We start from the raw sequence: 24,096 nt of genomic DNA on the forward strand, positions 1-24,096 counted from the left end.
TCCTCCAAGTTGATTTCTCTGCGACAGTCAGGGTCTGGAAGCCTGTTCGCTTGTCTCGACGGAGCGCGTCGGACTTGAGCGATGCCTTGCTCCGATCCCGACGTCTTCCGGATCAACGCCGCTCTTCTCCAGCCAGGAAAAGACAGGCGGCAGTCGGTCGGCGATCGATTCCACCACGACATCGATGAAGACCGGCTCGTCCGAAGCGAAGGCAGCGGCAAGCGCCTGCTCCAGCTCTGTCGACGTCTGTACCCGGAAGCTGCGTATGCCATAGACCTGGGCGAGTTTGCTCATGTCGAGGCTGCTAAAGTCGACGCCGAAGGTCCCTTCATTGTCCTGGCCAACGCTCTGCACTCTTTGCAACGCCTTGATCCAGCCAAAGCAGGCGTTGTTGAAATGGATCAGCACCGCCGGAACCTTCAGGCGAGCAATCGTCTCCAGTTCGCCTGCCGACATGCCGAGCGAACCGTCACCGAACAGCGCCACCGAGCGCATTTCCGGACAGGCAAAATGCGCGCCGACGACCGCCGGAATGGCGTAGCCCAGCCCTCCAAAGAAGCGCGGGATCACCAGTTTCGAGCGCGGGTGATCGAGACGCAGGAAACGTGTCGAATAGGGCGTCGGCGTGCCTGCGTCGGAAATGACGTTGCACGGCCCACTGAGATGCCCAGTCAAAGCGTCGATGACCCGCTCCGGCAGGAGCGGCGCTTGCACGCTTTTCAGCCTGGGTTCGGTCCCTCGCCAGAATTCCTTGCGGCGACCATTGATCTCGGCGATCCATTCCTCGCGTGCGTCGGGCACAGCCACAGGTGCCCGCGCGTAAAGATCGGACAGGACCGCCTGAGCGTCGCCGACCATCGCGAGGTCAACGTCGTAGGTGTTGGCGATGATGCCGGGATCGATGTCGATTTGAATGATCCTGGTCGTTGAGTTGTCTGTCGGCAACTTCCAGTTCATGGTCGCGACCGAACCCATGCGGCAGCCGACATAGATGGCAAGATCGGCCTGCCGAAGCGCCCAAAGCGCATGGGGATGAAAGCCATTGTCGCCGATGATGCCGATGGCCAGCCGATGGTCATCGGGGATGACACCTTGACCGGTGATGGTGGTCACCACCGGGATCATCAGTTTTTCGGCCAGCCGGGTCAGCATGTCACCCGCTTGCGATCGGTTGACGCCACCACCGGCGACGATCAACGGGCGCTTCGATCCATGCAGTGTCTCGAGTGCCATCTCGACGTCACTCGCAGCCGCATGTACCCGGCTGGAAGGGGCGCTCCGGCAGCGCTGCTCGACATGCAGGGAGGCGCTGTCCGGCAGGGTCTCGTAGAGTATGTCTTCTGGCAGCGAGAGGACGACCGCACCAGGCCTGCCTCCCGTCGCCAACCGGAAGGCGCGCCGCACCACTTCGGGCAGCTTCTGGATGCTGCCCAACGCCTCCGCTCCCTTGGCGATGGGCTTGAACAGCTCTGCCACCGGCAATTCGGTCAGCGTTCCACGACCCATGCCTGGTTGCGGTATGTCGTTGACGAGCAGAATCAGCGGCACCGACGATTGCGTCGCCTCCGCGACGCCGGGTAGGCCGTACATAGCGCCCGCACCGCTTGGCACTTCGGCCACTCCCGGCTTGCCGATAAGACGGGCATAGCAGTCCGCCATGAAGACAGCCGAGCGCTCGTCGCGGCAGGTTACGTGACGCAGCCGTCCACCGTTTGCCTTCAGCGCCTGATAAAGCGCGACATTGGTGTCGCCGGGCACGCCGAAGATCACCTCCACACCGTAGCCGACGAGCATTTCGACAAGGGCGGTTGCACCGTTCATGATCGTTCCTGCTCCTGCCTTCCGCTGGTCGGCCCCTCGTTCAAGCCTGTTCGAACACACGCGGCCGCGACGCATTCATGAAGAGATTGATCATCGTGTTGATATCGAACACAGGCAGACCGGAGATGTTCGCGATGAAAGTGCTGAAGGGGCACATATTGGTGCATTCCAGCACGATGGCACCGGCATCGGGGCAGTCGCGCAGGAAGTCGCGCGTCATGTCTTCCATCTCCGCTCGCAGCACATCGAAATCCAGCTCCGTCTGGTTGCCGATATAGACTTGCGGGAACTTCGCATCGGGCTTCATGCCCTGGACATGGATGCGGAGGTTCTTCTGCGACCAGCCGACACCCTGGAAGTGGCGATCGTTCATATGCTGCCTGCGCTCGGTGAACACGCCGACGGTCCGGTTCTTGCCGATGAGCGCGCTGGCAACAGGAACCTGTAGAAGGGCGGAAGCAAAGACCGGTATGTTGACCGCCTCGGCCAGTTTCCTCTGGAATGGCGCCAGGAAACCGCAGCTCGTCGTGATCCCCTTGACGCCCTCACGCTCGAGTTCCCGTGCGGCGGCTATAAACGGTTCCAGCAATTCGGGATCGGGATCATCACCCATGATCCTGACCGGCAGCGCACCCTGTACTGTCTTGTAACGAACTGGAAAATCGTAGGATCGGGCGTTGCCGATATCGCCTGCGGGACGCGGAAAACGCGTGTCCAGCATGATGACACCGATGACTTCCCCGTAGTTGGTGAACCCGCCTTTCAGCTTCATATCCGCTCCGTCAGCAAGACAACTCTATCCGGACCGGAAAATCTTTTAGGACCTCAATCGCTGCAGAGTATCCTTGAGGGATTGGCCGGCTCACGTCGAAACGGGGCAGAATATTTCAGCATCGCGAAGGTGCTGAAATACAATAATCCGGCCTCTTCAATGTTTCTTTTTTGTAGCGGCACGTCTTGCCCGCCGGTTTTCCACGGAGTTCGAGCCAACCTAAAAAAAATCGAACAAGAACGACCCTTTCATTAGGATCGACTTGCCATTCTATTTCAAAAAAACTGCGGCCACCTCAATGGATCGGCCCGGAAATCGGAAATGGCGCAAGCGCCCAAGGTGGTGGTCATCGGCGCAGGAATTGTCGGCGTATCGGTCGCCTATTTCCTGGCCCGCGCGGGCATCCGCGCCGTCCTGATCGATTCTTCATCGCCATCGGCTGGCGCCACCGGCTCGTCCGACGGAGCCATCTCTGTTGCCAGCAAGCAACCCGGCATGTTGATGGCCTTTGCCCAGCAGGCGCGCGGCCTCTATGCGCGTCTTTCCGACGAGGGCGTTCTGGCCGGTCTCTATCAGCGCCGCCCGACCTACCTCATTGCCAGGTCCGCCGAAGAGATGGCGCTGCTCGAACTCCATGCTTCCGATTTGAGATCGGCGGGGGAAGCGATCGAAATCGCCGACCGTGCGGGACTTGTCGGGCAGATTCTCGATCTCGGAGAATGCGTCCATGGCGGTGTCATCGTGCAGAACGACGGCCATGCGCTCGGCTACCAGATAACCGAACGCCTGCTGCGTCTGGCCGAGCTCGACGTGCTGCGCAACTGCGCGTGTCAGCGCCTGGTGCGAGCCGAAAACAAGGTAACCGGCATCGTCACGTCTCAAGGCGAGATCGCCGCCGACTTCGTTGTGGTGGCGGCGGGCCTGGAGTCCGGGCGTTTGTGCGGCTTCAGCAAGGCGATTTTTCCGCGCAAAGGTCAGATCATCATCACCGACAGCGCTCGACCGGGAGAAGCGGCCTTCAATGGCCAGGTCATGGCCGCCACATACATCGCCGCCAAGCGACGCGGCGCCAAGACACCACCATCGCCCATTGGCCTGGTCATCGACCCTCTGCTGACCGGTCAGTTCCTGATCGGAGGCACACGTGAGGACAATCGCGTCGATACCGGCACCGATATCGGCGCCATCTCGGCAATCCTGCGGGAAGCGATCGAGCTCTATCCGCCGCTGATGACACGACGGGTTATCCGTACCTTCTCCGGCGTGCGCAGCGCCTCACACGATGGAATTCCGATCGTCGGCTTTCATCCGGAGGTCGACAATCTTTTGATTGCCACCGGTTTCGAGGGCGATGGCATCTGCCTCGGCCCCCTGACCGGTAGCATCGTCGCCGACCTGCTTCTTGGCAGGGACCATGAGGTGGACATCGCCGCATTCGACCCCACAAGGCTGGCGCCGAGCGGAGTGGCGGCGTGAACGGAACGCTCTATTGGCGCGACCGCGCAATCCCGTTCTCCAGCGGCCAGACAGTTGCTTCGGCTCTGATGCTCGCCGGCGTCACCGACTTCGGCGCGTATTCGAGCCACACACGGGCCCGCTATTTCTGCGGCATCGGCGCTTGTCAGTCCTGCCTCGTCTCGGATCAGGACGGCCCCCCTTTAGAAGCCTGTATCACGATCGCCTGCGCCGGCATGCGCCTGAGACCCTTCAGGGAAACAGAAGATGCCTGAGATGTCTGTCCTCATCGTCGGCGGTGGACCGGCAGGCATCTCCGCGGCAGCGGCCCTGGCCGAGCGCGGTCATTCCGTCACCCTTGTCGAACAAAGGGACCGGCTGGGCGGTGCAATTTATCGCCAAGCTGCCGCTCCAGGCATCTCTCTGTTGAGCCGTCGCCATGAACACAACTGGGCGGGTTTGACTCGGCGGCTGGAAGCAGTTGCCGCCAGCGTGCGGATCTGCTTTCGAACCGTGTTCATCGGCATCGACGATACCGGCCAGGTGCTGCTCGATGACCGCGCGACAGGACATGTCCGGCTGGTCAGGCCCAGAGCCTTGCTGTTCGCCGTCGGCGCGATGGAGCATATCGAACCTTTCGAGGGATGGGACCTGCCGGGGGTCGTCTCCGCCGGCGGCGCCCAGATGATTTTGAAGGAAACAGGTCGTTTCATGGACGGCCGCGCGCTGGTTGCCGGCTCTGGACCCCTGTCCTTCGCGGTTGCGGCTCAACTTGCGGCAGCCAACCGGCCTCCGCTCGCGCTGCTCGAGCAGGGCACGCCCTGGCGCAGCCCGTGGGCCGGGCTTCAACTGCTGGCCAACCCCGCGGCGGCATTCGAAACCCTATCCTACGCCCGTTTGTTGGTTCTCTCCGGTGTCCGCTACCGCACCGGGGTCAGGGTTTTGAAGGCAACAGCACGGGGCAATCGACTTGCGGTCGAAGTACGCGGCGGGCAGGCAAAAATCCGTGACTACGAGGTGGATACACTCGTCATCGGAAACGGCCTGCGGCCGAACGATGTCGGCCTGCCGAGAGGCTCCGATCTCGACGGTTTTCCCATTGCGAAAGCGGGAGACTGCCGTGAAGTCCTCGGTGCCGACGCGGCAATTGCCGACGGCGCTTTCGCCGCCGAACGTCTCGATGCCGTCCTGAAGGGCGAAAGGACTGCCTCCAAGGAGCCGCGTGCTGTTGTCCGGGCGCGGAAACTGCAAGCCCTGCTTGGGACGCTGACGGGGTCCGAACCGGCTTCCATCGAGGATCGGACAATTCTCTGCCGCTGCGACGGTTCGCGAAAAGCCGATCTGGACGCGCTCGGGACCGGCAGATCAGCCTTCGAAACGCGTCTGGTTGGGCGCTTCTGCATGGGCTCCTGCCAAGGTCGCTTCTGCCGCGCCAATGTCGCCAGGCTAGCCGGGTTCGATCCGGTTAGCCTCGAAGGGCGGGGGCGAGGCTATCCGAGATGGCCCATCCGTCCGGTCTCGGTAGCCGCTCTCTGCGCTGCGGAAATCGAAGAAGATCCTTTCCAAAGACGCCTTGAAACCCCGGACTGAGAGAAGAGCCATGAGCCCCATCGTCCCGACGCCCGCCCGTGCAGCCGGCACCGTCGCCGATCTCCCGATCGGCATCTTGATGCTCGACACGCATTTTCATCGCTTCAGAGGCGATGTCGGCAACGCCATGACTTGGTCGATACCCGTTCAATTCAAGATCGTTAAGGATGCCCGGCCCGAACGCGTGGTCGAAGGCGGTGCAGAAGGCCTGCTTGAGCCATTCATCACGGCCGCCAACGAGCTTGTCGAGACCGGTGTGTGCGGCATCGCCACGAGTTGCGGTTTTCTGGCCGTCTTTCAGGAAGAGCTCTCGTCAGCGCTCCCGGTTCCGGTGGCGACGAGCAGCCTGCTGCAGATACCGCTTGTCCAACAGATCCTGCCCGCCGAAAAGCGTGTCGGGGTGCTTACCTACTCTTCCGATTCGCTCGGACCTCGCCATTTCGCCGCCGCCGGCGCGCCGGAAGACACGCCGACGGTGGGACTGCCGGCCAACAGTCTCTTTCGCCGGTATTACGGCGACCGCCACGGCAAGGGCGACCTCCAGGTGCTGGAGGCGGAAGTAATCGCCGCGGCATCCCAGTTGGTGGGCGACAATCCAGACGTCGGCGCGATCGTTTGCGAATGCACCAATATGCCACCGCACTCGCCAGCCGTCGCGCGGGCCACCGGGCTTCCGGTCTTCGACGTTGTGAACTTCATCGAATGGTTCGCACTCGGCCTGAAACCGCGCCGCTTCGTTCAAGCAGCCTTTTAGCGAGATGGGCGTCATGACCGACAAGGCGAGAAAAACGGCCATCATCACCGCTGCCGGTTCGGGGCTCGGCGCGGGATGTGCGCGTTATTTGGCAAAGAGAGGCTGGCGGCTGGCACTTTTGGCCCGCTCCGATCAGGTGATCGAGCTTGCCCGGGAATTGGACGGGATCGCCGTATGTGGCGACATCACCAACGCAAGCGATCTTCGCCATCTGGTCGACACAGCTGTCGAGGAATTCGGCATGATCGACGGCGCGGTGATCAGTACCGGCCATCCGAGAAAGGGCGAACTGCTCGGCCTGACGTCACAGGAATGGCACACCGGGCTTGATTTGACCGTCATGCCGCTTGCCGTCCTGCTGGGTCTGCTGTTGCCCGTGTTCCGCAAATCGGGCGGCGGATCGATCGTGACGATATCCTCACATGCGGCTGTCCAACCCAACAGGAAATTCGCTGTCTCCGGCGCGCTGCGCGCCGCTCTGTCCAACTACACCCGGCTGGTGGCGCGCGAATATGCGGGTGACGGTGTGCGGGTCAATTCGATCATGCCCGGCTTTATCGACAACCGTCCCATCGACCAGGACTGGCTAGCCAAGATTCCCGCCGGCCGCTACGGCACGGTCGATGAACTGGCCGGCGTCGTCGAGTTCTTCCTGTCCGACCAGTCAGGCTACGTCACCGGCCAGAACCTGCTCGTTGACGGTGGTTTGGTGGCAGGTATCTGACCGTGTCGCTGGCGGCATCGATGATCCAAGAATGCCGATAGGATGGACATACGATTTTGTATAGTCTCTCGCCAAAATATCGTCACGATGCCAACGTCGTCCATACTAAATAAACAAGATAACCGGCGAGTTCATTCAAGAAAAATGGGAGTATCAAGATGGATGAATCAAGAAGAAATCTTCTGACTGGTCTTCCTGTCATGGGTGTTGCTGCAGCAATGGCGGCCTCCGCCGTGTCTCCTGCTCGGGCACAGGATGCGGCGGCGGGCGGAGATGCTTGGGACCGGATCATGAAGGCCGGCGTCATCCGCTTCGGCGCCGCCAACAGCGAGCCATGGTATTTCAAGGATACCAGCGGCAGCTCCGATCCGGGCGGCGTGGAGTCCAACGGCGTCATCTGGCGCGGCGTCGGACCCGCTACAGCCAAGATGCTGGCGGATGCCATGGGCATAAAGCTCCAGCTCGTCGAGACCACCTGGGCGACGGCGGTGGCTGGCCTGCAAGCAGGCCAATTCGACGTGATGCTATCCCTTGACGGTACGCCGCTGCGCGCGCTTGCGATCGACTTCCTGACCACTCAGATGGCCTGGAACCCCTTCAACCTTCTGGTCACAGATGACATCAAGGTTACGAAGTGGTCCGAGCTCGATAAACCCGACTTCGCCGTAGCGGTCATGCTAGGCACATCGATGGACCAGTTCATCTCCAAGCTGCTGCCCAAGGCCAATATCGTCCGCTTTCAGGAAGCTTCGCAGACCTATGCCGCCTTCCAGGGCGGCCGTGTCCAGGGCATCACCGGGGCAGGGCCGGAGATGGATCTGTTGCGCGAAAGGCTGAAGATGGGCACCGTCGTCATCCCGAAGCCGCTGTTCGCCATTCCCTCTGGCGGCGGCCTGCCCTACGAGACCAATCCGCGCCTGCGCGACTATCTCAGCACCGCGATCGCCTATCTCTACCATTCCAGTGAAATCCAGAACGCCTATGAGGATTATGCCCGTTGGAGAGGCCTCGATCCCTCCAAGACCGTACCGCTGATGCGCGAACGGATGATCTGAGAAAGCATGAACTATACTTGGGATTTCAGCGTCGTTCTGCGCAGCAGTGACATGCTGGTCAGCGGTCTTGTCGCGACCCTGAAGCTGACGGCGACCACGGTGGCGATCGCGGTCCCGCTCGGCTTTGCTCTATCGATCGTGCTGCTGTCGAAATACCGCTTTCCGTATTTCATCGCACGCGGTTTTGTCGATTTCTTCCGCACCTCGGCGCTGCTGGTCCTGATCATCTGGTTTTACTTCGCTTTCCCGATCCTGACCGGCATTCGTCTCAGCTCATTCCAGGCCGCGGCGCTGGCACTTGGTCTCCAGAATGCCGCCTATCTGGCCGAGGTCTTTCGCGCCGGCATTTCCTCCGTCGCTGTCGGACAGTGGGAGGCGGCGCGGGCGCTTGGTCTGCATCTGGGGCAGATGTTCTGGCTGGTTATCGCACCGCAGGCCCTGCGCACGATCGTGCCGGTGTTGGTCAACGTGCTCAGCGAGATCGTCAAGGGCACCGCGCTGGCGGCGGGTATCGCATACGGCGAACTGGCCTATCAGGCGTCGCTGATTTCCTCGACCACCTACCGTCCGCTTGAAACCTATACGATCATCGCCGGCATCTACTTCGTCGTCATCTTCACCCTGAACCAGCTGGCCGCCTATCTGGAAAGAAGGCTTTCCGTTTCGGGAGGCCACGCATGAACAATTTCGGCTGGGATTTCTCCAGCATCTGGAAGAACGCTCCCTATCTGCTGAGAGGTTTCGAAGGCACACTCATTCTGGCGGCGGTCTGTCTTGTGCTCGGCACATTGGTGGGCCTGCTGCTCGGCATCGCCCTGTCCTCGAACCGGAAAGTGGTGCGGCTGCCGGCCCAGGGCTTTATCGGCATCTTTCGCAACACGCCCTCCATGGTGCAACTGTTGTGGATCTACTATGCGCTGCCGGTCCTGATCGGCATGCAGTTGACGCCCTTCATCGCGGCGGTGATCGCATTTTCACTCTACAGCGCCAGCTATATCGCCGGCATCTTCAAGGGAGGCATCGCCTCCATCTCCAAGGGCCAGTACGAGGCGGCGCGGTCGCTAGCCCTGTCGCGCTGGCAGACCTTGAGGCTGGTGGTCTTGCCCCAGGCAGTTCGCAAGATGATCCCGCCCTTCGCCAATCAGGCGATGGAGATCATCAAGCTGACCACCATCGCCTCGCTGATCGCCTATAGCGAACTTGTCCTCAACACGAAGAATGTTGCCGACCAGGAGTTCAGGCCGATCGAAGCCTATACGACGCTGGCGATCTTCTTTTCGCTCATTCTGATCCCGCTCGCCTATCTCACGCTTTATCTCGAAAGGCGCTTCTCGAAATAGGCCGGGATCTTCTTTGAAACCACGCAGGAGGCAGGCATGACGACGATGCTGTGGATCGACGGCCAATGGCAGGAAGGGGAGGCAGGGCAGTGGCGTCCTGTCCATGATCCGGCCACCGGCGAAGCCTGCGGTAAGGTTGCCAAAGCCGAGATCGCCGACATCGACAGGGCCGTCGATGCCGCAGCAACGGCCTTCAGGACGTGGCGGCTGACGAGCCCATATGACCGTTCCGCCATCCTGCGCCGGGCTGCCAACATTATCCGCGACAGGGCGCAGGATATCGCCGCCATGATCACGCGCGAGCAGGGCAAGCCGACCGTCGAAGCGTTGTCGGAGGTGTCGGTCACCGCCGATCTCATCGACTGGAGCGCCGAGGAGGGCCGTCGCACCTATGGCCGCATCATACCGGGCCGTGCGCACGACGTGCGCCAGATGGTCTTGAAGGAACCGGTCGGCGTGGTCGCGGCATTCAGCCCATGGAACTTTCCGATCAACACGGCGGCGCACAAGGTTGCCGCCGCTCTTGCCGCCGGCTGCACCGTGATCCTGAAGGCGGCGGAAGAGACGCCGAGCGCGCCCGCGGCCATGGCAGAAGCATTCGCCGAGGCAGGCTTGCCTGCTGGCGCGCTCAATCTTCTCTTTGGCGCGCCGAACGAGATCTCGGAACGGCTGATCGCCGATCCGCGCGTGAAGAAACTGTCCTTCACGGGCTCGACGGCCGTCGGTCGCCAGTTGGCATCGCTTGCCGGGCAACATCTCACCAAGATCACGATGGAACTGGGCGGTCATGCCCCGGCGATCGTCTTCGAAGACGCCAACTGGCAGCGCGCCGCCGCGATTCTCAGCAGCAAGAAATACCGCAATGCCGGCCAGGTCTGCGGCTCGCCGACACGCATTCTCGTCCACAGCAGGCTGTTCGATCGGTTCACCGATCATTTCGTCTGTCACACGGCCGGGATGAAAGTGGGCAACGGCATGGATAAAGGCACCGTCATGGGGCCGCTCGCCAACAGCCGCCGCATCGCGGCGATGGAAGCCATGGTGGCGGACTCTGTCGCCAAGGGCGCGCATCTGCGCCATGGCGGCGCACGCATCGGCAATCAGGGCAATTTCTTCGAACCGACCGTGATCTCCGACGTCCCGACCGATGCCATGGCCATGAATGTCGAACCATTCGGGCCGTTGGCGCTGATCAACCGCTTCGACGATTTCGACGAGGCACTGGCGGAGGCAAATCGCCTGCCCTACGGGTTGGCTTCCTATGCCTATACCTCTTCCGCCAGGACCGCAGCCGAGATCACCGATCGCATCGAGGCCGGCATGATCTCGATCAATCACCATGGCCTTGGTTTGCCCGAACATCCCTTTGGTGGGGTCAAAGACAGCGGCTTCGGTTCCGAAGGTGGCACCGAGGGAGTCGATGCCTATCTCGCGGTGAAGTTCGCCACCCAGGTCGGCCTTGACGCCTGATCCGGTGACACGCCGTCACGGATGAAAATCCCGGCGCTTACTGCTCCACCACGGTGTTGCCGGGCGTGAAGTACAGGGAGAAATTTTTGGCGCATAGATCGCGTAGCAACGAAATATACGGGTTCTTCGCTAGATAGCGCGACTCTCCGAAATAGACCGGGATTTCCTTCAACTCGTCCAGCAAGACCGTGGAAAGATTGTCGCCAATGCCGTCGAGCGTCCATCCGGGCAGGATCGTGAAGCCAAGGCCTTTTTCCACGCAACGCTTGACGCTCGAGCTTGATGAGGCCGAGATCGCGACCTGCGGTGCCTTGCCGTCCTGGCGCATCAGGTCCAGCGCCATGTTGCGCAGCATGTGACCGGGTTCGAACGTCACATAAGGCCGCCCGTCCGCCCAGTCGGCCAGCGACGGCAAACTGGAGGGCGCGGGCCAGTCGGATGGGTAGACCAGGAACAATTTGTAGGCGCCGAGTGTATGCTGCACGACCTCGTCGCCAACATAGGGTCTCTCGGTGATGAAGGCATCGACCTGGCCGATCTTGATCAGATCGACAAGCGCCACATCCCGCTCGTAGCAGACGATCTGGACGTCCGGATGGATTTCGTTGAAATCGCTGATCACCTGCGGCAGCAGATAATAGAAGATCGCCTGCGGCATACCGAGCCGGATAACCGGTCGCTCCTTGTCGACCAGCGTGTTGAGGCGGCTGAGCATGGCGTCCAGCTCGGGCACCAGAAGATGGTAGAGCGTCTTGCCCCGTGCCGTCAGCATGGTCGATTTCGCGCCTTGCTCGGAAATGACGAGCTTTTCGCCAAGGATCTGTTCAAACCTGCGAATATGGTTGGCGACCGACTGGTAAGATATGTTCAGCTTGCGAGCCGCTCCGGAATAGGAGCCTTCCTTGGCAACCAGATGGAATGTTTGAACCAGGGTTAGGCTGACGTCTTTCATCCAGGTCCTTCCAAAGAGAGCCAGGCCGGCTGCATCGGCATGTCGCACGCCCGAACGGGTAGACGCTTTTCGAACGGAGTCCTACCAGAGCGCCATTCCAAACTCCATTGGGATCGCGATCCGACGCTGTTCTCCCGGGACGGGATGTTCCAAGCTTTTCGCTACACTCCGAAGTTAAATTTGTATTCTGATCGATTTCTTCGGCGGCTAGCCTTCGAAATGGATCGGTTCCGGTCACGCACCGAGTGCTTCAGAGATCTGACGGAAAATCGGCATGAACTACAAATACATCATTGTTGGCGGCGGATCGGCGGGCTGCGTTCTTGCAAATCGACTGACGCGGTCCGGCAAGGATACTGTCTGCCTGATCGAGGCCGGTCCCGACACCCCGCCGGAAGATGTGCCACGCTCGATCTACGGCGATTCCTTCCTGCCGGATTATTTCCAGCCCAATCGCTACTGGACCGAATTGACCGCCTTCGCCGATCCCGTCGGTAACCGCTCGCCGAAAGAGGTCCAGGCCGAGATGAAGCCGCGTCGTTACGAGCAGGCGCGCGTGATGGGCGGCGGTTCCACAGTCAACGGCCAGGTCGCCATTCGCGGTATCCCTTCCGACTATGACGAATGGGAAAAGCTCGGGGCCGAGGGTTGGTCCTATGAAGCCTGCCTGCCGTTTTTCCAGAGGCTTGAGAACGACATCGATTTCCCAGAGACCAACGGCCAGCGACCAGGGCCGATCCCGATCCGGCGAACCTTCCCGAAGCACTGGAGCAAGTTCGCGCTGGCGATGCGCGACTCGGTCGCGGCGCGAGGCATTCCCTATGTCGACAACTGCCATGCCGAGCCAACGGACAGCTGTTTCCCGTTCACCCGCAACAACATCTACGATCACAGGGTCTCGTCCGCCGCCGGCTATCTCGACGAGGCGACACGCTCGCGCAGGAACCTGACCATCCTGAGTGACAGTTTCGTCGAAGCCATCGAATTCGAGGGCAAGATCGCGACAGGCGTCAAGGTAAGGCGCAATGGCCAGGTGCAGACATTCAAAGGCGAGGAGATCATCCTGTCGGCGGGCGCGATCCATTCGCCGGCCATGCTGCTCAGGGCCGGTATAGGTCCTGGCCATCATTTGCAGGACATGGGCATACCGGTGCTGGCGGACCGCCCGGGCGTCGGACACAACCTGCAAGATCACCCGCTGATCGGCTTCGCTGTGTATCTGCACCCGACGGGAATGATGGAGAACTACGTCAAGAGCAACCTGCTGATGCACATGCGCTGGAGTTCCGGCCACGCCGGCTGCCCCTCGACCGACATGAAGCTCACCGTTTCCGGCCGCTTCGCTTGGAGCGAGCTGGGCAAGCGTCTGGCCATGGTCAATTTCGGTCCGAACAAGGCCTTTTCGAAAGGCTACCTTCAGCTGCGGGAACCCGGTGCGGGCAAGCATCCTTTCGTCGCGTTCAACTACCTGTCGGACCCCCGCGACCTCGACCGGATGAAATCCACCGCCCTCTGGGTGAGCGACATTCTGAGCAAGGCGCCGGCAAGCGAATTCGTCCGCAGCCATTGGCCGGGCATCTATGCGGATTCGATCCGAAATCTGGCAGCCAAGACCCGCCTGAACGACCTCAAGACCCGCGTGGCGGCCTCGTTTCTCGATTTCGGCGGCGCGGCGCGCAGCTTTGTTCTCGGCAAGGCTGTCGACAGCCGCTTTACCCTCGAAAAGGTTCTGAACGACGAACGTGTCCTCGAGAATTGGATCCGCACCGGCGTACAGGGCGACTGGCACGCATGCGGTACGTGCAGGATGGGAAGGCCGAACGATCCGGCGGCGGTCGTAGACAGCGAAGGCAGGGTCTACGGGGTAAACGGCCTTCGCGTGGTCGATGCTTCCGTGATGCCTTCCGTCCCCTGTGCAACGACCAACCTGTCGACCATGATGATTGCCGAGAAGATGGCTCATCATATCCAGAACCAGACCGTCACGGTCGCCGCCTGAATTGCGGGAAGCGAGAAGGAAGACCGGAAATGACCCGCCTTGCAGGACGGCCAGGAGCCATCAGCTACGGCCACGATATCGGCATCCTGATGATCGACTGCTTCAATCCGTTCGTGCCGGGTGACGTCGGCAACGCGTACACCTACGACTATCCGGTCCTGTATCATAAGGTTCCGGAGGTCACGATCCAGAGGCTGGTCGAAGAGGGCGACCTCACGCTGAGGTCGAACATCATCGAGGCCGCGCGCTTTCTGGAAGCGCAAGGCGTGAAAGCCATCACCAGCGATTGCGGCTACATGCTGCACTTCCAGGAGATGGTGCGGGAATCGGTGAATATACCGGTCATGTTGTCCAGCCTGCTCCAACTCCCCTTCATTTCCTCCATTTTGGCGCCATCGCAAGCGATTGGAATTGTCTGCGCCAATGCCCAGAGCCTGACGGAAGAGATGCTGACGAAAGCCTTCCCGGCCAGGGACAAGGCCATCTTCGTCAGCGGTATGGAGAACCAGCCGGAATTCCGTTCGGCCATCCTGAGGGAGGAAGGGTCCATCGACCCGGAGCTGGTCGAGCACGAGCTGGTCGAGGCCGGCTGCGAACTGGTGCGGAAAAATCCGGCAATTGGCGCGGTGCTGCTCGAATGCTCGAACCTGCCTCCCTATGCCAAGGCACTGCAGGAAAGGATCCGACTTCCGGTGTTCGATTTCACCACGATGATCGACTATGTCCGGGCTGCTTGTCAGCGTCGGCGTTTCGAAGGGGCATATTGAACAGCCGCAGGTGGTTGGCTCGGTTTGGCCTGCCGCCTGTCAAGCGATCGCACCCGAAGCAAGGTATGCCGGGTTCATTCGTTCTCGCCGCGCGGTGCGATCAACGTCCCGATCTCGCGCGCGGCAGAAGCCGCGTGGCGTCGCACGGTCGCCTGGTCGAGGGAGCTGTAGGTTGTTGCCACATAGGGCACGGTCAGCGCCGCGACGGAGTCGCCATATCGCCCGAGAATGGGAAAGGCGAGATCGGTGATCCCGGGCTGGAGCCCGTCCGGCTGCTCTTCGAAGCCCCGCTCCCGGATAATCCCGAGTGTCGCTTTGGCGGCCGCGCGCTCATGCGGTTCACCATCGAGCCATTTCTCGGCGATCGCTTCCGGCTGAAATGCCATCAACGCCCGGCCGGTCGCGGTGGCGAACAACGGAAATTCGGCCCCGACGCGAACGCGGAAGCCGAACGGTGCCGGACTCTCGACCTGCGCCAGGATGAGAACGCGGCCCGCCGAATGAATGCCGAGATTGCAGGATTGCTGGAGTTCATCGGAGAGGCGCCGCATCTGCGGCAGCGCGATCTGGACGAGCCCACGCAGCGGCTCGTGCCGGTGTGCCAGCTCGAACATCGTCATCGACAGGAAATACAGGCCTCCCGGCCGCTCACGATAGATGTAGCCGCGCGCTTCCAATGCCTGCAGCACGCGGTAGATCTGGTGGATCGAGCGGCCCACGGCCTCGGATATCTGGCCCTGGCTCAGACCGTCCTTCTGGTTGGCGAGCAACTCGATGATATCGAAGGCTTTCTCCAGCGCGGGGACCGAATAATCCGGCGTCTCCACGCTATCCTTCCTGGCCATGTCCTTACCTCGCCGACGCCCGAATCAGGATTTCGTCCCACACTATAGAGCGCGGCGTCACGAAACAGGCACCGATCCAATCATGCGGCCGAGCCCATCGCCTCGACCATCAATTTCGCGATGCGCCGGTTTATGTCGTCGGGCACCGGCTGCGCGCCGGGAACGAGTCCGGTCCCCGAGACGACGCGCTCGAGCGAAAGCGCCTGCAGCATGAAACCGAGATCCATCGACTCGATCGAATTGCCCTTCGGTTCGCGGCCGGCCAGGTTGAACATACGGCCGTCGGCCACAAGGATCAGGTGATGCCCGTCTGAAAAGTCGAGGCGTTCAAGCGCCTCGTCGAGAGAGGTGGTCTTGACCGCCTGCGCGCGCAACCCTTCGACGTCGATCTCCCATGGGAAATGCCCGGAGTTGGCAAGCACAGCGCCGTTCCTCATAGCGCCGGCGACATGCGCCGGCAGAACGCCATTGCGGCCGGTCGCGGTGATGAAGACCTCGGCCCAGGGAGCCAGCGTGTCCAGCGCGGCGACGCGAAAACCGTCGAGCGCGGCTTCGAGTGCCTTGATCTCATCGACCTCCACGACCGCGACCCGTCCGCCCAAGGCACGCAGATACTGCGCAATGCCGCGCCCGCACCAGCCGTATCCAATGACGCAGAAGCGTCTGCCCGGAACCATCAGATTGGTGATGCGCATGAAGCTCTCGACCACCGACTGGCCTACGGCGTGCTTGTTCTCGCCGATCTGCTTGAGCGGACTGTCGTTGATGACGATGGAAGGAAACGGGATCTTGCCGCCGAGTTCGCCGCGCAGGCGGTCGCCGCCGGACGTCGTTTCCTCGGTGCCGCCGAGAATGGAACCAGCCATCCCGCGGGCCACCGCTCCGGCGGCAAGGTCGGCGCCGTTGTCGAGCAGTATGTCGGGTGCGGCATCAAGTATCCGTCCGAGATTGGCATGATGTTCGGCCAGCGTGTCGTCACGACGGCCGATGATGCCGATGCCCTGGCTTTTCAGGAAGGCAACGATGTCGTCCTGGGTCGAGCCGTGATTGCCTGTTCCGACGATCTCGGCGCCTCCGGTGTGCAACACTTCGAGCAGCACGGCTGTCTTCGGCTCGATGTGAAGCGAGACGCCGATGCGCCGACCCGCAAACGGTCGCACCGTCTCGAATTCGGATCGCAGACCGGCAAGCAATGACATGCGCGAGCGTATCCACTCGGTTCGCAAACGACCGCGCTCGAGCAGGTCTGTCTGAGTCATGTCCTGGCTGCCTGTCGTCATCATCGTTCGCCTCCAAATCTCAGCGCTTGCAAAAAAGATTTTTGTATGTGACGAATTTGATGCCTGGCCGTCAAGCCATTTGTGGCCAGAGGTCCAACGGCGCCGTGGGAAGCGCCGCCATCCGCCCGAATGCTCGGCCGGAGAAGCAGGGAGTGGGAAATGGGAAGCTTCGATATAGCGATCGTCGTGCTCTATCTGGCGGTCGTCACCGCCATCGGCCTGTTTTATGCGCGCACCATCAAGACCGAGGAGGACTACATCGTCGCCGGCCGCCGCATGGGGCCGCTATGGCTGACCATTTCAGCTTTCGCCTCATGGACCGGGCTGGCAGGCCTCTTCGGCACGCCGGAAATGGTGGTTCGCTACGGCATTTCAGGGACGTGGTGGTGGTTCACCTTCCCGATCGGCTTACTGTTGATGGGCATCTTCATTGCCAAGATCGTGCGCCAGCGCATGCATGTGACGACGCCTGACATCGTGGCGAGCGACTATCCCAACTCCGTACGCGTCGCCGCCTCGCTGGTGACAAGCTGGAATTATCTCGCCTGGGCCGCGGCACAGGTGTTCGGCATCAGCATGATTTTCACGCTGTTTTCCGGCATGGACCCGACCACCGGCGCGATCGTCGCCTACCTTGTGGTCATCGTCTACACCATGCTCGGCGGCTTCCTTGCCGTGGTGGCAACCGACGTGCTGCAGGCCATCATCTTCCTGATCGTCATCGGCGTCGTTGCGCCGCTGATCGTCGTCTTCGGTCCCGGCGTCTCAGGCGTCTACGAAGCGACCCGCAACATTCCTGATTTCTACAACCTGTTCGGCAACGTGCCGCCCGCGACGCTTTTCGTGTGGTTCCTGCTTTTGCCGGCAGGTTTCATCGACACCATCGGCTTCCAGCGCGTCTTTGCCGCCAACTCGCCCGAGACCGCGCGCAGGGGACTGATCAACGGCTTCGTGCTGATGGCGATCTTCGGCGTCATCCTGACGTTTCTTGGCATCGCGGCCAAGGCGCTGCTGCCGGCTGACGCCAACCCGGTGAACGCCATGCCGGACCTGATGCGGCAACTGCTCCCCTCCGGGCTCATCGGCCTTCTGGTCGCGGCTTTCCTGGCGGTGGCGATGTCGACCGCGAGCACGACGTTGCTGGTCACCGCGACGACCTTGCAGCGCGACGTGATCTCGCGCTTTCGCCCGGATGCGTCCGATGGCGAGAGGCTGTGGACCAGCCGCATCCTCCTGCTTCTCCTCGGTCTGATCGCCCTTGCCGTCGCCTTGACGGTGCCAAGCGTGGTGACCATCCTGATGCTCGGCTTCTCTGTCTATGTACCGGGGCTGCTGCTGCCGGTGTTGTCCGCCACTTTCAACTGGCGCATCCCGGTCTGGTCGATGCTGACGACGATCATCGTCGGCGCCGGTTCGACCGCGGTGTTGGTGCTCGCCGGCGAGCCCGGTGGCGTCCCGGCGTCGCTCGTGGGCTTTATCCTGTCCGCCATCCCCTTTGTCGCCGGCCTGGCGGCCCGCCCGAAAAAGCAGCGGACAGCATAGGAGAAGACAGATGATCGCATGCCGTTTTGATGAACTTTCGAAGGCTGACCAGGATCTTGTTACCGCTGCCTCTGAAGCACGTGAAAAAGCCTATACGCCTTACTCGAACCACAAGGTCGGCTCGGCCATCCGCACCAAAACAGGCAGGATATTTGCGGCGTGCAATGTCGAGATCGTCACCCTGCAGCAATCGGTTCATGCCGAACGCAACGCGGCGATGATGATGGCCGCCGCCGGCGAACGCCAGATCGAGGCGATCGTGTGCCACGGGCCTTACTCGGGCGTGCCTTGCGCCGAGTGTCGGCAGGTGATCTGGGAGTTCTGCTGCGACGACCCGGAGGTCCGGATCATCGGTTCGACACTCGACGGCGAAATCGAGCTTATGAGCATCGGCGAAATCTATCCGAGTCCTTACGGGCCTGAAACCAAAGGGATAGATCCTCGAAAATTCTAGAAAGCCGGCTTCTTATTCACAATCCAGCCCGATATCGAGGATCGGCGCACTGTGGGTCAGCCAGCCCACGGAGATCATGTCGACACCGGCCGCGGCGATTGCCGGCGCGGTCGCCGGAGTGACCCGGCCCGAAGCCTCGGTGACCGCCCGTCCGCCGACCAGCTGTACGGCCTGCCTCAGCATATCCGGAGCCATGTTGTCGAGCAGCACTGCATCCGCGCCAAGCTCGAGCGCTTCCTGCAGTTGCGCGAGCGTGTCCACCTCGATTTCGATCTTGACCAGATGGCCGGCATTGGCCCTGGCTCGCTCGATTGCCGGGCGGATACCACCCGCGATCGCGATATGGTTGTCCTTGATCAGCATCGCATCATCGAGGCCGAAGCGGTGGTTCGAGCCGCCGCCCGCCCGCACGGCATATTTTTCCAATGCGCGCAGGCCGGGCGTGGTTTTGCGCGTGCACACGATCTTTGCCTTGTGGCCACGCACCGCATCGACGATGCCGGCCGTGGCGGAGGCGATGCCACTGAGGTGCGACAGGAAGTTGAGCGCCACACGTTCGGCGGTCAGAAGTCCGCGCGCCGGTCCGGCGAGGGTTGCGATGACGTCGCCGGCTTCTAGTCGGCTTCCATCCGCGCGTTCGACTTTCACGACGATTTCGGGATCGATCAAGGTGAAGGCGAGGGCTGCCAGGTCGAGGCCGGCGACAACGCCTTGCTGACGCGCGGCCAGGACCATTTTTCCGGAAGCGTCCGACGGTACGATCGCTTGAGTGGTGATATCGCCGGCACGGCCGAGATCCTCCAGCAAGGCAGCTCGAACCACCGGCTCGAGCATGAGTCGGGGCAAAGGGGACAGCGACATGGGTCAGGCACTCCGCGCCAAGGGTAGAGGATCGAATTCGGCGGCTGCGGCCAGAGCCCTCTCGAGGGTCAGCTGCGAGCGGCGGGCTGTCGCAGCTTGATCAGGAAAATCGCTGCGAAAATGCGCGCCGCGGCTTTCCTCCCGCCGAAGCGCCGAGACAGTCATCATCAGCGCGACCGCTGCCGGGTCGGCGCAAGCGCTCCCGCCGATCGCCAGAGGCGCCAGACGGAGGATCGCATTGCCCAGGCCTTCGGCGGTTCGCACGACACCAAGGCTGTCCGAGACGATGTCGCGGACGACTCCAGGGTCCGGCGGCGGCGGCAACGCAGTCGAAGACGTCTTGACGATACGCGACGACGTTGCCGAAGCCATGCTGTGCGCCACCCATTCAGCGGACACCGCAGCCTCGGTCAGCGAATTGCTGGCAAGCCGGTTGGCGCCATGCAGCCCGGTCGACGCGACTTCACCACAGGCCCACAGGCCGGGCACGGAACTGCGGCCCTCGTCATCCACCGCTATGCCGCCCATGTGGTAATGGACGGCGGGGCGTACCGGGATCGGCTCACGTGACGGATCGATCCCGGCTTCGCGGCAGAAAGCGGCGATGGCTGGGAACCGCTCCGCAAAGCGGGTGCCGAGACAACCGCGCGTATCGAGAAAGACCCTGTGCCCGCGGCCAAGATGCCGGGATACTTCGCGCGCCACGATATCGCGGGGAGCGAGTTCGCCGCCGGGCAGGTCTGCAAGGAAGCGCTCGCCTTTCTCATCGATCAGCACGGCGCCTTCACCGCGCACCGCCTCGCTCACGAGCCGCATCGGGCGCACCGGTCCATCGAACGCCGTAGGGTGGAACTGCACGAATTCGAGGTCGGCGAGTTCAGCGCCCGCGCGGGCGGCAAGCGCCAGGCCTTGCCCAAAGCAGCCGAGAGGATTTGTCGTGTCGTGGTAGAGGCCGCCGATGCCGCCGGTGGCGAGCACGATGCGATTGGTTGCAAACACCACGCCGCCGGTTTCGCTGGCCGCCACGACCCCGGCGACAGTCCCGTCCTCGACGACAAGCCTGCGTGCTGCGAAATTTTCAAGCACCGCAATGGAAGGCGCGGCACGCACGGCTGCAACCAGCGCCCGAATGAGTTCCCGGCCTGTGGCGTCGCCTCCGGCATGGACGATGCGTCGGCGGCTATGCGCGGCTTCGAGACCGAGAGCCAGGCCCCCATCCACCATGCGGTCGAAGGCAACACCGAGCCGTTCCAGCTTTTCAATGATTTTGGGAGCCTTTCCGAGGATGCGCTCCACGACGGAGACATCGCACATGCCGTCGCCGGCCCTGCGTGTATCGGCCGAATGCAGCGCCGGGGAATCATCGCTGCCGAGCGCGGCCGCCATTCCACCTTGCGCGAGAGCGCTCGACGCCTCGGCGCCGAGTGCGGTGGCAGACATCAGCACGACCGGCTGCGGCGCAAGTTCCAGTGCCGTCATCAGACCGGCGATGCCCGCACCGACGACAACGGGCCGGTTGGCGAGGTGATTGAGATCGGGATTCATACTGCGAGCATCCGCTCCACCGCGAGACGGGCGCGGACCGCAACGGCCGGATCGATCGTCACCGGATGACGCATCTCCTCCAGCGCCGTGCGGATATTGGCAAGCGTGATGCGCTTCATGTGCGGACAAAGATTGCAGGGACGGATGAATTCGACCTCGGGGTGGTCGATGGCGACATTGTCGCTCATCGAGCACTCCGTCATCAGCACGACGCGCGCGGGTTTTTCCTGACCGACATAGTCGGACATCGCCGCGGTCGAGCCGGCGAAATCCGCTTCGGCCACGACCTCCGGAGGGCACTCGGGATGAGCAAGCACGATAATGCCGGGATGGGCGGCGCGCAGTTCGCGAATATCGTCCGGCGTGAAGCGCTCGTGCACCTCGCAGTGGCCTTTCCAGGCAATGATCTCGACATTGGTCTGATTGGCGATGTTCTGCGCCAGATATTCGTCGGGCAGCATCATGACGCACGGCACGCCGAGTGATTCCACGACGGCCTTGGCGTTGCCCGAAGTGCAGCAGATGTCGGACTCGGCCTTCACCGCTGCCGATGTGTTGACATAGGTGACGACGGGAATACCCGGATGACGCTGCCGCATCAGCCGGATATCGTCCGGCGTGATGGAATCGGCCAGCGAGCAGCCGGCGCCCATGTCCGGGATCAGCACGGTCTTTGCCGGATTGAGCAGCTTGGCGGTCTCGGCCATAAAGTGCACGCCGGCAAGGACGATTACATCGGCCTCGACATCCATCGCCTTGCGCGCCAGCGCCAGGCTGTCGCCGACGATGTCGGCCACACAGTGGAAGATCTCCGGCGTCTGGTAATTATGCGCCAGGATGACGGCATTGCGCTCGCGCTTGAGGCGCAGGATCGCATCGATATCGCCGGAGAAGACCGGCCATTCGATGGCCGGGATGAAGCTCGCAACACGACTGTGCAATGCGGCTGCGGCAGAGGAGGTGGCGGTCATGTCAATCCTTATTATGCTCATGTGGAGTATAATAAGGACATATGCTTACCATGAGCATAAGGGGTGTCAAGAGCGGATCTGTTATTTGGTGCCGGCCGACGGCCTTTCGTCGAGCACGGCGTGGCGAAAGCGGAACAGCTTCGCCGGTCGTCCACCGGTGTCGGAAGACATCTGGCCGGTCTCTTCAACGAGATCCTGCTGTTCGATCAGCCTTCGGAAATTCTGCTTGTGGACGGTGACACCGGCCAGGGCCTCGACCGTTCGCTGCAGCTGCAGCAGCGTGAAGACCGGCGGCATCAGTTCAAAGACGACCGGCCGGTATTTGATCTTGGAACGCAGCCGCGCAATTCCCGTGGCCAGGATGCGGCGATGGTCGGCGATCATCGCCGGACCGGGTATCAGCGCGCCGTTCGCATCGCGTCCACGCATCGCCTCTTCCACCAGCCCGGCTTCATAGAGAAGCTCGTAGCGCTGCAGGCAGAACTCCTCGTTCCAATCGTGTTCGTCGATGCCAAAGGCGATCGCTGCCCTGCGACGCCGTTCTCCGCGCAAAGCCGCGTCGACGGCCCCGCTGGCCCACGCCAAAAGTCGCGGTTGGAGGATCTCGGTCACCAGCTGAGGGATACCGGCCCGGCGATCCTCCCACGGAAAGAAGTCGTACCAACTGCGCCACGCACGTTCTGGAGAGCCTGCGACCTGGTCCATGCGCGCCAAGGCCAGATAGCTGATGGAGATCACCCGCTCCTGGCGTTCGTCACCGATCCGATCGCGGTCGGCAAATGTATAAAGCTGTTCGATATATCCGAGCCGGTGACCGGTCTGCTGCTCCACCCATGTTCTCAGACCGAACTGCAGCGATCGGTGTGCAAGTTCAAAAGGGCCTGAAGGCAGGCCGTTTGCCTCGCCGATGGTTAGGACACGGGGCTCCTGGCCGGCCACGGCCACGACAACGGCGATGAGGTCCACGCTTACGTCATGGTCCTTGCCGGCCCGTTCGCGCTTCCCTGTTCTTGTCGCGTTATCCTGCATGTTTTCCTGAGATATATCAGTTCTGATACATCGTTTCGCCAGTGTCCAGTACGAGAAGATCGGCTCTTTGTGCGAATCCCGTTCGAGGAACTCTAGAGCAATTCCGGCAGAAGTGCGCAGCGGTTTTACGTCCGGGATTGCTCGACAAACAGGAGCTAGGGCAGTGCCGCGATTCAGCGAAAGGCGGAAATGTTCCGGCGGCTGGAAAGTGAAAAGCAGGTGGAGGCGATCGTTGTGCTGCAAGAGCCGAGGGGGTCCGCATCGTCCTCGACAAACCGCCTGAACCGAAGCGTACATGGCAAGAGAAGGCTCGGCGCTTCGGAAACGCTCGAGCTCGTTCTACGAGAAGCTGCGGGACCGCGAAAAACACCTCGCCAAGCGTTCGCGCGGTGCGCGAACCGTTGGTTTTCCATTTAATGAGGAAATGCTGAAGCGGCCGAACCGATCAGGCAAGGTTCAGTAAGACAAGAATAAAGAGAAGTTACGTGCGTTTGGCAGACCTGGCAGCGACCTACTCTCCCGCGTCTTGAGACGAAGTACCATTGGCGCTGGAGCGTTTCACGGCCGAGTTCGGAATGGGATCGGGTGCAGCCGCTCCGCCATAACCACCAGGTCGGCGAAACGCACGTATGAGAAGCTGTTTTTGTGCTTGTGGCGATTGCAGTTTTGTTACGGGCTATTGCCCGCAAGCGCGACTGCGCGTCGCCGGTCATCCGGCGCCCTCGCGGAGCATAGGCCCTTTAGGGGCCGCTCATGCGTGAGCGCTGGTGATGAGCATTAGGAATGAGAACGATCAAGCCGATCGAACTATTAGTACCGGTAAGCTTCAAGCGTTGCCGCTCTTCCACACCCGGCCTATCAACGTGGTCG

Annotated in this window: 22 protein-coding genes and 2 rRNA genes; 13 read left to right on the top strand and 11 right to left on the bottom strand. The window is 61.8% G+C overall.

Annotation, left to right across the window (positions count from 1 at the left end; genetic code table 11):
* Positions 1-27: 27 nt before the first annotated feature.
* Both ACFWXH_RS20845 and ACFWXH_RS20850 read right to left on the bottom strand, forming a co-directional pair.
* On the bottom strand, positions 28-1,821 hold the full coding sequence (locus tag ACFWXH_RS20845) for a thiamine pyrophosphate-binding protein (protein ID WP_379123260.1): 1,794 nt from the start codon (positions 1,819-1,821) through the stop codon (positions 28-30).
* A gap of 40 nt (positions 1,822-1,861) precedes the next feature.
* Complete coding sequence (locus ACFWXH_RS20850) at positions 1,862-2,593, bottom strand: aspartate/glutamate racemase family protein (RefSeq protein ID WP_379123261.1); 732 nt, start codon at positions 2,591-2,593, stop codon at positions 1,862-1,864.
* 321 nt (positions 2,594-2,914) lie between these two features.
* Here ACFWXH_RS20850 and ACFWXH_RS20855 point away from each other — a divergent pair, with 321 nt between their 5' ends.
* From ACFWXH_RS20855 to ACFWXH_RS20895, 9 genes are all read left to right on the top strand, one after another.
* A complete protein-coding gene (locus ACFWXH_RS20855; RefSeq protein ID WP_379123262.1) occupies positions 2,915-4,069 on the top strand; it encodes an NAD(P)/FAD-dependent oxidoreductase in 1,155 nt (384 codons plus the stop codon).
* Positions 4,066-4,323, top strand: coding sequence for a 2Fe-2S iron-sulfur cluster-binding protein (locus tag ACFWXH_RS20860; RefSeq protein WP_379123263.1), 258 nt, complete (start codon positions 4,066-4,068; stop codon positions 4,321-4,323). Before ACFWXH_RS20855 ends, ACFWXH_RS20860 begins: the two co-directional genes overlap by 4 nt.
* Before the next feature lies 1 nt (position 4,324).
* Positions 4,325-5,638, top strand: a complete 1,314-nt coding sequence (locus ACFWXH_RS20865) for an FAD-dependent oxidoreductase (protein ID WP_379123264.1) — start codon at positions 4,325-4,327, stop codon at positions 5,636-5,638.
* A gap of 10 nt (positions 5,639-5,648) precedes the next feature.
* The gene (locus ACFWXH_RS20870) at positions 5,649-6,392 is read left to right on the top strand and encodes an aspartate/glutamate racemase family protein (protein WP_379123265.1); all 744 of its coding nucleotides are present in this window, start codon (positions 5,649-5,651) and stop codon (positions 6,390-6,392) included.
* A 13-nt stretch (positions 6,393-6,405) separates the two neighbouring features.
* Positions 6,406-7,116 carry an SDR family oxidoreductase gene (locus tag ACFWXH_RS20875; protein ID WP_379123266.1) on the top strand — a complete coding sequence of 237 codons (711 nt, stop codon included), beginning with the start codon at positions 6,406-6,408 and terminating at the stop codon, positions 7,114-7,116.
* A gap of 290 nt (positions 7,117-7,406) precedes the next feature.
* The gene (locus ACFWXH_RS20880; RefSeq protein ID WP_054310473.1) at positions 7,407-8,171 is read left to right on the top strand and encodes a transporter substrate-binding domain-containing protein; all 765 of its coding nucleotides are present in this window, start codon (positions 7,407-7,409) and stop codon (positions 8,169-8,171) included.
* Between the two features lie 6 nt (positions 8,172-8,177).
* Positions 8,178-8,852 (top strand): amino acid ABC transporter permease, encoded by a 675-nt coding sequence (locus tag ACFWXH_RS20885; protein WP_054310474.1) that lies wholly within the window; start codon positions 8,178-8,180, stop codon positions 8,850-8,852.
* A complete protein-coding gene (locus ACFWXH_RS20890; RefSeq protein ID WP_379123267.1) occupies positions 8,849-9,511 on the top strand; it encodes an amino acid ABC transporter permease in 663 nt (220 codons plus the stop codon). The genes ACFWXH_RS20885 and ACFWXH_RS20890 overlap by 4 nt, the downstream gene beginning before the upstream one ends.
* Before the next feature lie 36 nt (positions 9,512-9,547).
* On the top strand, positions 9,548-10,981 hold the full coding sequence (locus ACFWXH_RS20895) for an NAD-dependent succinate-semialdehyde dehydrogenase (protein WP_379123268.1): 1,434 nt from the start codon (positions 9,548-9,550) through the stop codon (positions 10,979-10,981).
* A gap of 37 nt (positions 10,982-11,018) precedes the next feature.
* On the opposite strand, the gene ACFWXH_RS20900 is transcribed toward ACFWXH_RS20895, so the two are convergent.
* Positions 11,019-11,933: a LysR family transcriptional regulator gene (locus tag ACFWXH_RS20900; protein WP_379123269.1), complete on the bottom strand. Its 915-nt coding sequence runs from the start codon at positions 11,931-11,933 to the stop codon at positions 11,019-11,021.
* Between the two features lie 274 nt (positions 11,934-12,207).
* Between ACFWXH_RS20900 and ACFWXH_RS20905 the strand changes: the two genes are divergently transcribed.
* Both ACFWXH_RS20905 and ACFWXH_RS20910 read left to right on the top strand, forming a co-directional pair.
* A complete protein-coding gene (locus ACFWXH_RS20905) occupies positions 12,208-13,932 on the top strand; it encodes a GMC family oxidoreductase (RefSeq protein ID WP_379123270.1) in 1,725 nt (574 codons plus the stop codon).
* 29 nt (positions 13,933-13,961) lie between these two features.
* Positions 13,962-14,699, top strand: a complete 738-nt coding sequence (locus tag ACFWXH_RS20910; RefSeq protein ID WP_379123271.1) for an aspartate/glutamate racemase family protein — start codon at positions 13,962-13,964, stop codon at positions 14,697-14,699.
* 74 nt (positions 14,700-14,773) lie between these two features.
* Here ACFWXH_RS20910 and ACFWXH_RS20915 read toward each other — a convergent pair whose 3' ends face one another.
* Together ACFWXH_RS20915 and ACFWXH_RS20920 are read right to left on the bottom strand one after the other, a co-directional pair.
* Positions 14,774-15,544, bottom strand: coding sequence for an IclR family transcriptional regulator (locus ACFWXH_RS20915; RefSeq protein WP_379123272.1), 771 nt, complete (start codon positions 15,542-15,544; stop codon positions 14,774-14,776).
* An 80-nt stretch (positions 15,545-15,624) separates the two neighbouring features.
* Positions 15,625-16,827: an adenosylhomocysteinase gene (locus ACFWXH_RS20920; RefSeq protein ID WP_379123273.1), complete on the bottom strand. Its 1,203-nt coding sequence runs from the start codon at positions 16,825-16,827 to the stop codon at positions 15,625-15,627.
* Between the two features lie 156 nt (positions 16,828-16,983).
* Here ACFWXH_RS20920 and ACFWXH_RS20925 point away from each other — a divergent pair, with 156 nt between their 5' ends.
* Entirely contained in the window at positions 16,984-18,366 is a 1,383-nt protein-coding gene (locus tag ACFWXH_RS20925; protein ID WP_379123274.1) for a sodium:solute symporter, read from the top strand.
* A gap of 10 nt (positions 18,367-18,376) precedes the next feature.
* Positions 18,377-18,820: a cytidine deaminase gene (locus ACFWXH_RS20930; protein ID WP_379123275.1), complete on the top strand. Its 444-nt coding sequence runs from the start codon at positions 18,377-18,379 to the stop codon at positions 18,818-18,820.
* 12 nt (positions 18,821-18,832) lie between these two features.
* Here ACFWXH_RS20930 and nadC read toward each other — a convergent pair whose 3' ends face one another.
* The 6 genes from nadC to ACFWXH_RS20960 all read right to left on the bottom strand — a co-directional run.
* Positions 18,833-19,681, bottom strand: a complete 849-nt coding sequence (gene nadC / locus ACFWXH_RS20935; RefSeq protein ID WP_379123276.1) for a carboxylating nicotinate-nucleotide diphosphorylase — start codon at positions 19,679-19,681, stop codon at positions 18,833-18,835.
* A gap of 3 nt (positions 19,682-19,684) precedes the next feature.
* Entirely contained in the window at positions 19,685-21,226 is a 1,542-nt protein-coding gene (locus ACFWXH_RS20940; protein WP_379123277.1) for an L-aspartate oxidase, read from the bottom strand.
* A complete protein-coding gene (nadA, locus tag ACFWXH_RS20945) occupies positions 21,223-22,197 on the bottom strand; it encodes a quinolinate synthase NadA (RefSeq protein ID WP_379123278.1) in 975 nt (324 codons plus the stop codon). Before nadA ends, ACFWXH_RS20940 begins: the two co-directional genes overlap by 4 nt.
* Before the next feature lie 81 nt (positions 22,198-22,278).
* Positions 22,279-23,226: a hypothetical protein gene (locus ACFWXH_RS20950; protein WP_379123311.1), complete on the bottom strand. Its 948-nt coding sequence runs from the start codon at positions 23,224-23,226 to the stop codon at positions 22,279-22,281.
* 498 nt (positions 23,227-23,724) lie between these two features.
* A 5S ribosomal RNA gene (gene rrf, locus ACFWXH_RS20955) occupies positions 23,725-23,839 on the bottom strand.
* A 176-nt stretch (positions 23,840-24,015) separates the two neighbouring features.
* A 23S ribosomal RNA gene (locus tag ACFWXH_RS20960) occupies positions 24,016-24,096 on the bottom strand; the annotation flags it as partial.

It is taken from the genome of Mesorhizobium sp. NPDC059054 (assembly GCF_042739215.1).
Lineage (GTDB): Bacteria > Pseudomonadota > Alphaproteobacteria > Rhizobiales > Rhizobiaceae > Mesorhizobium.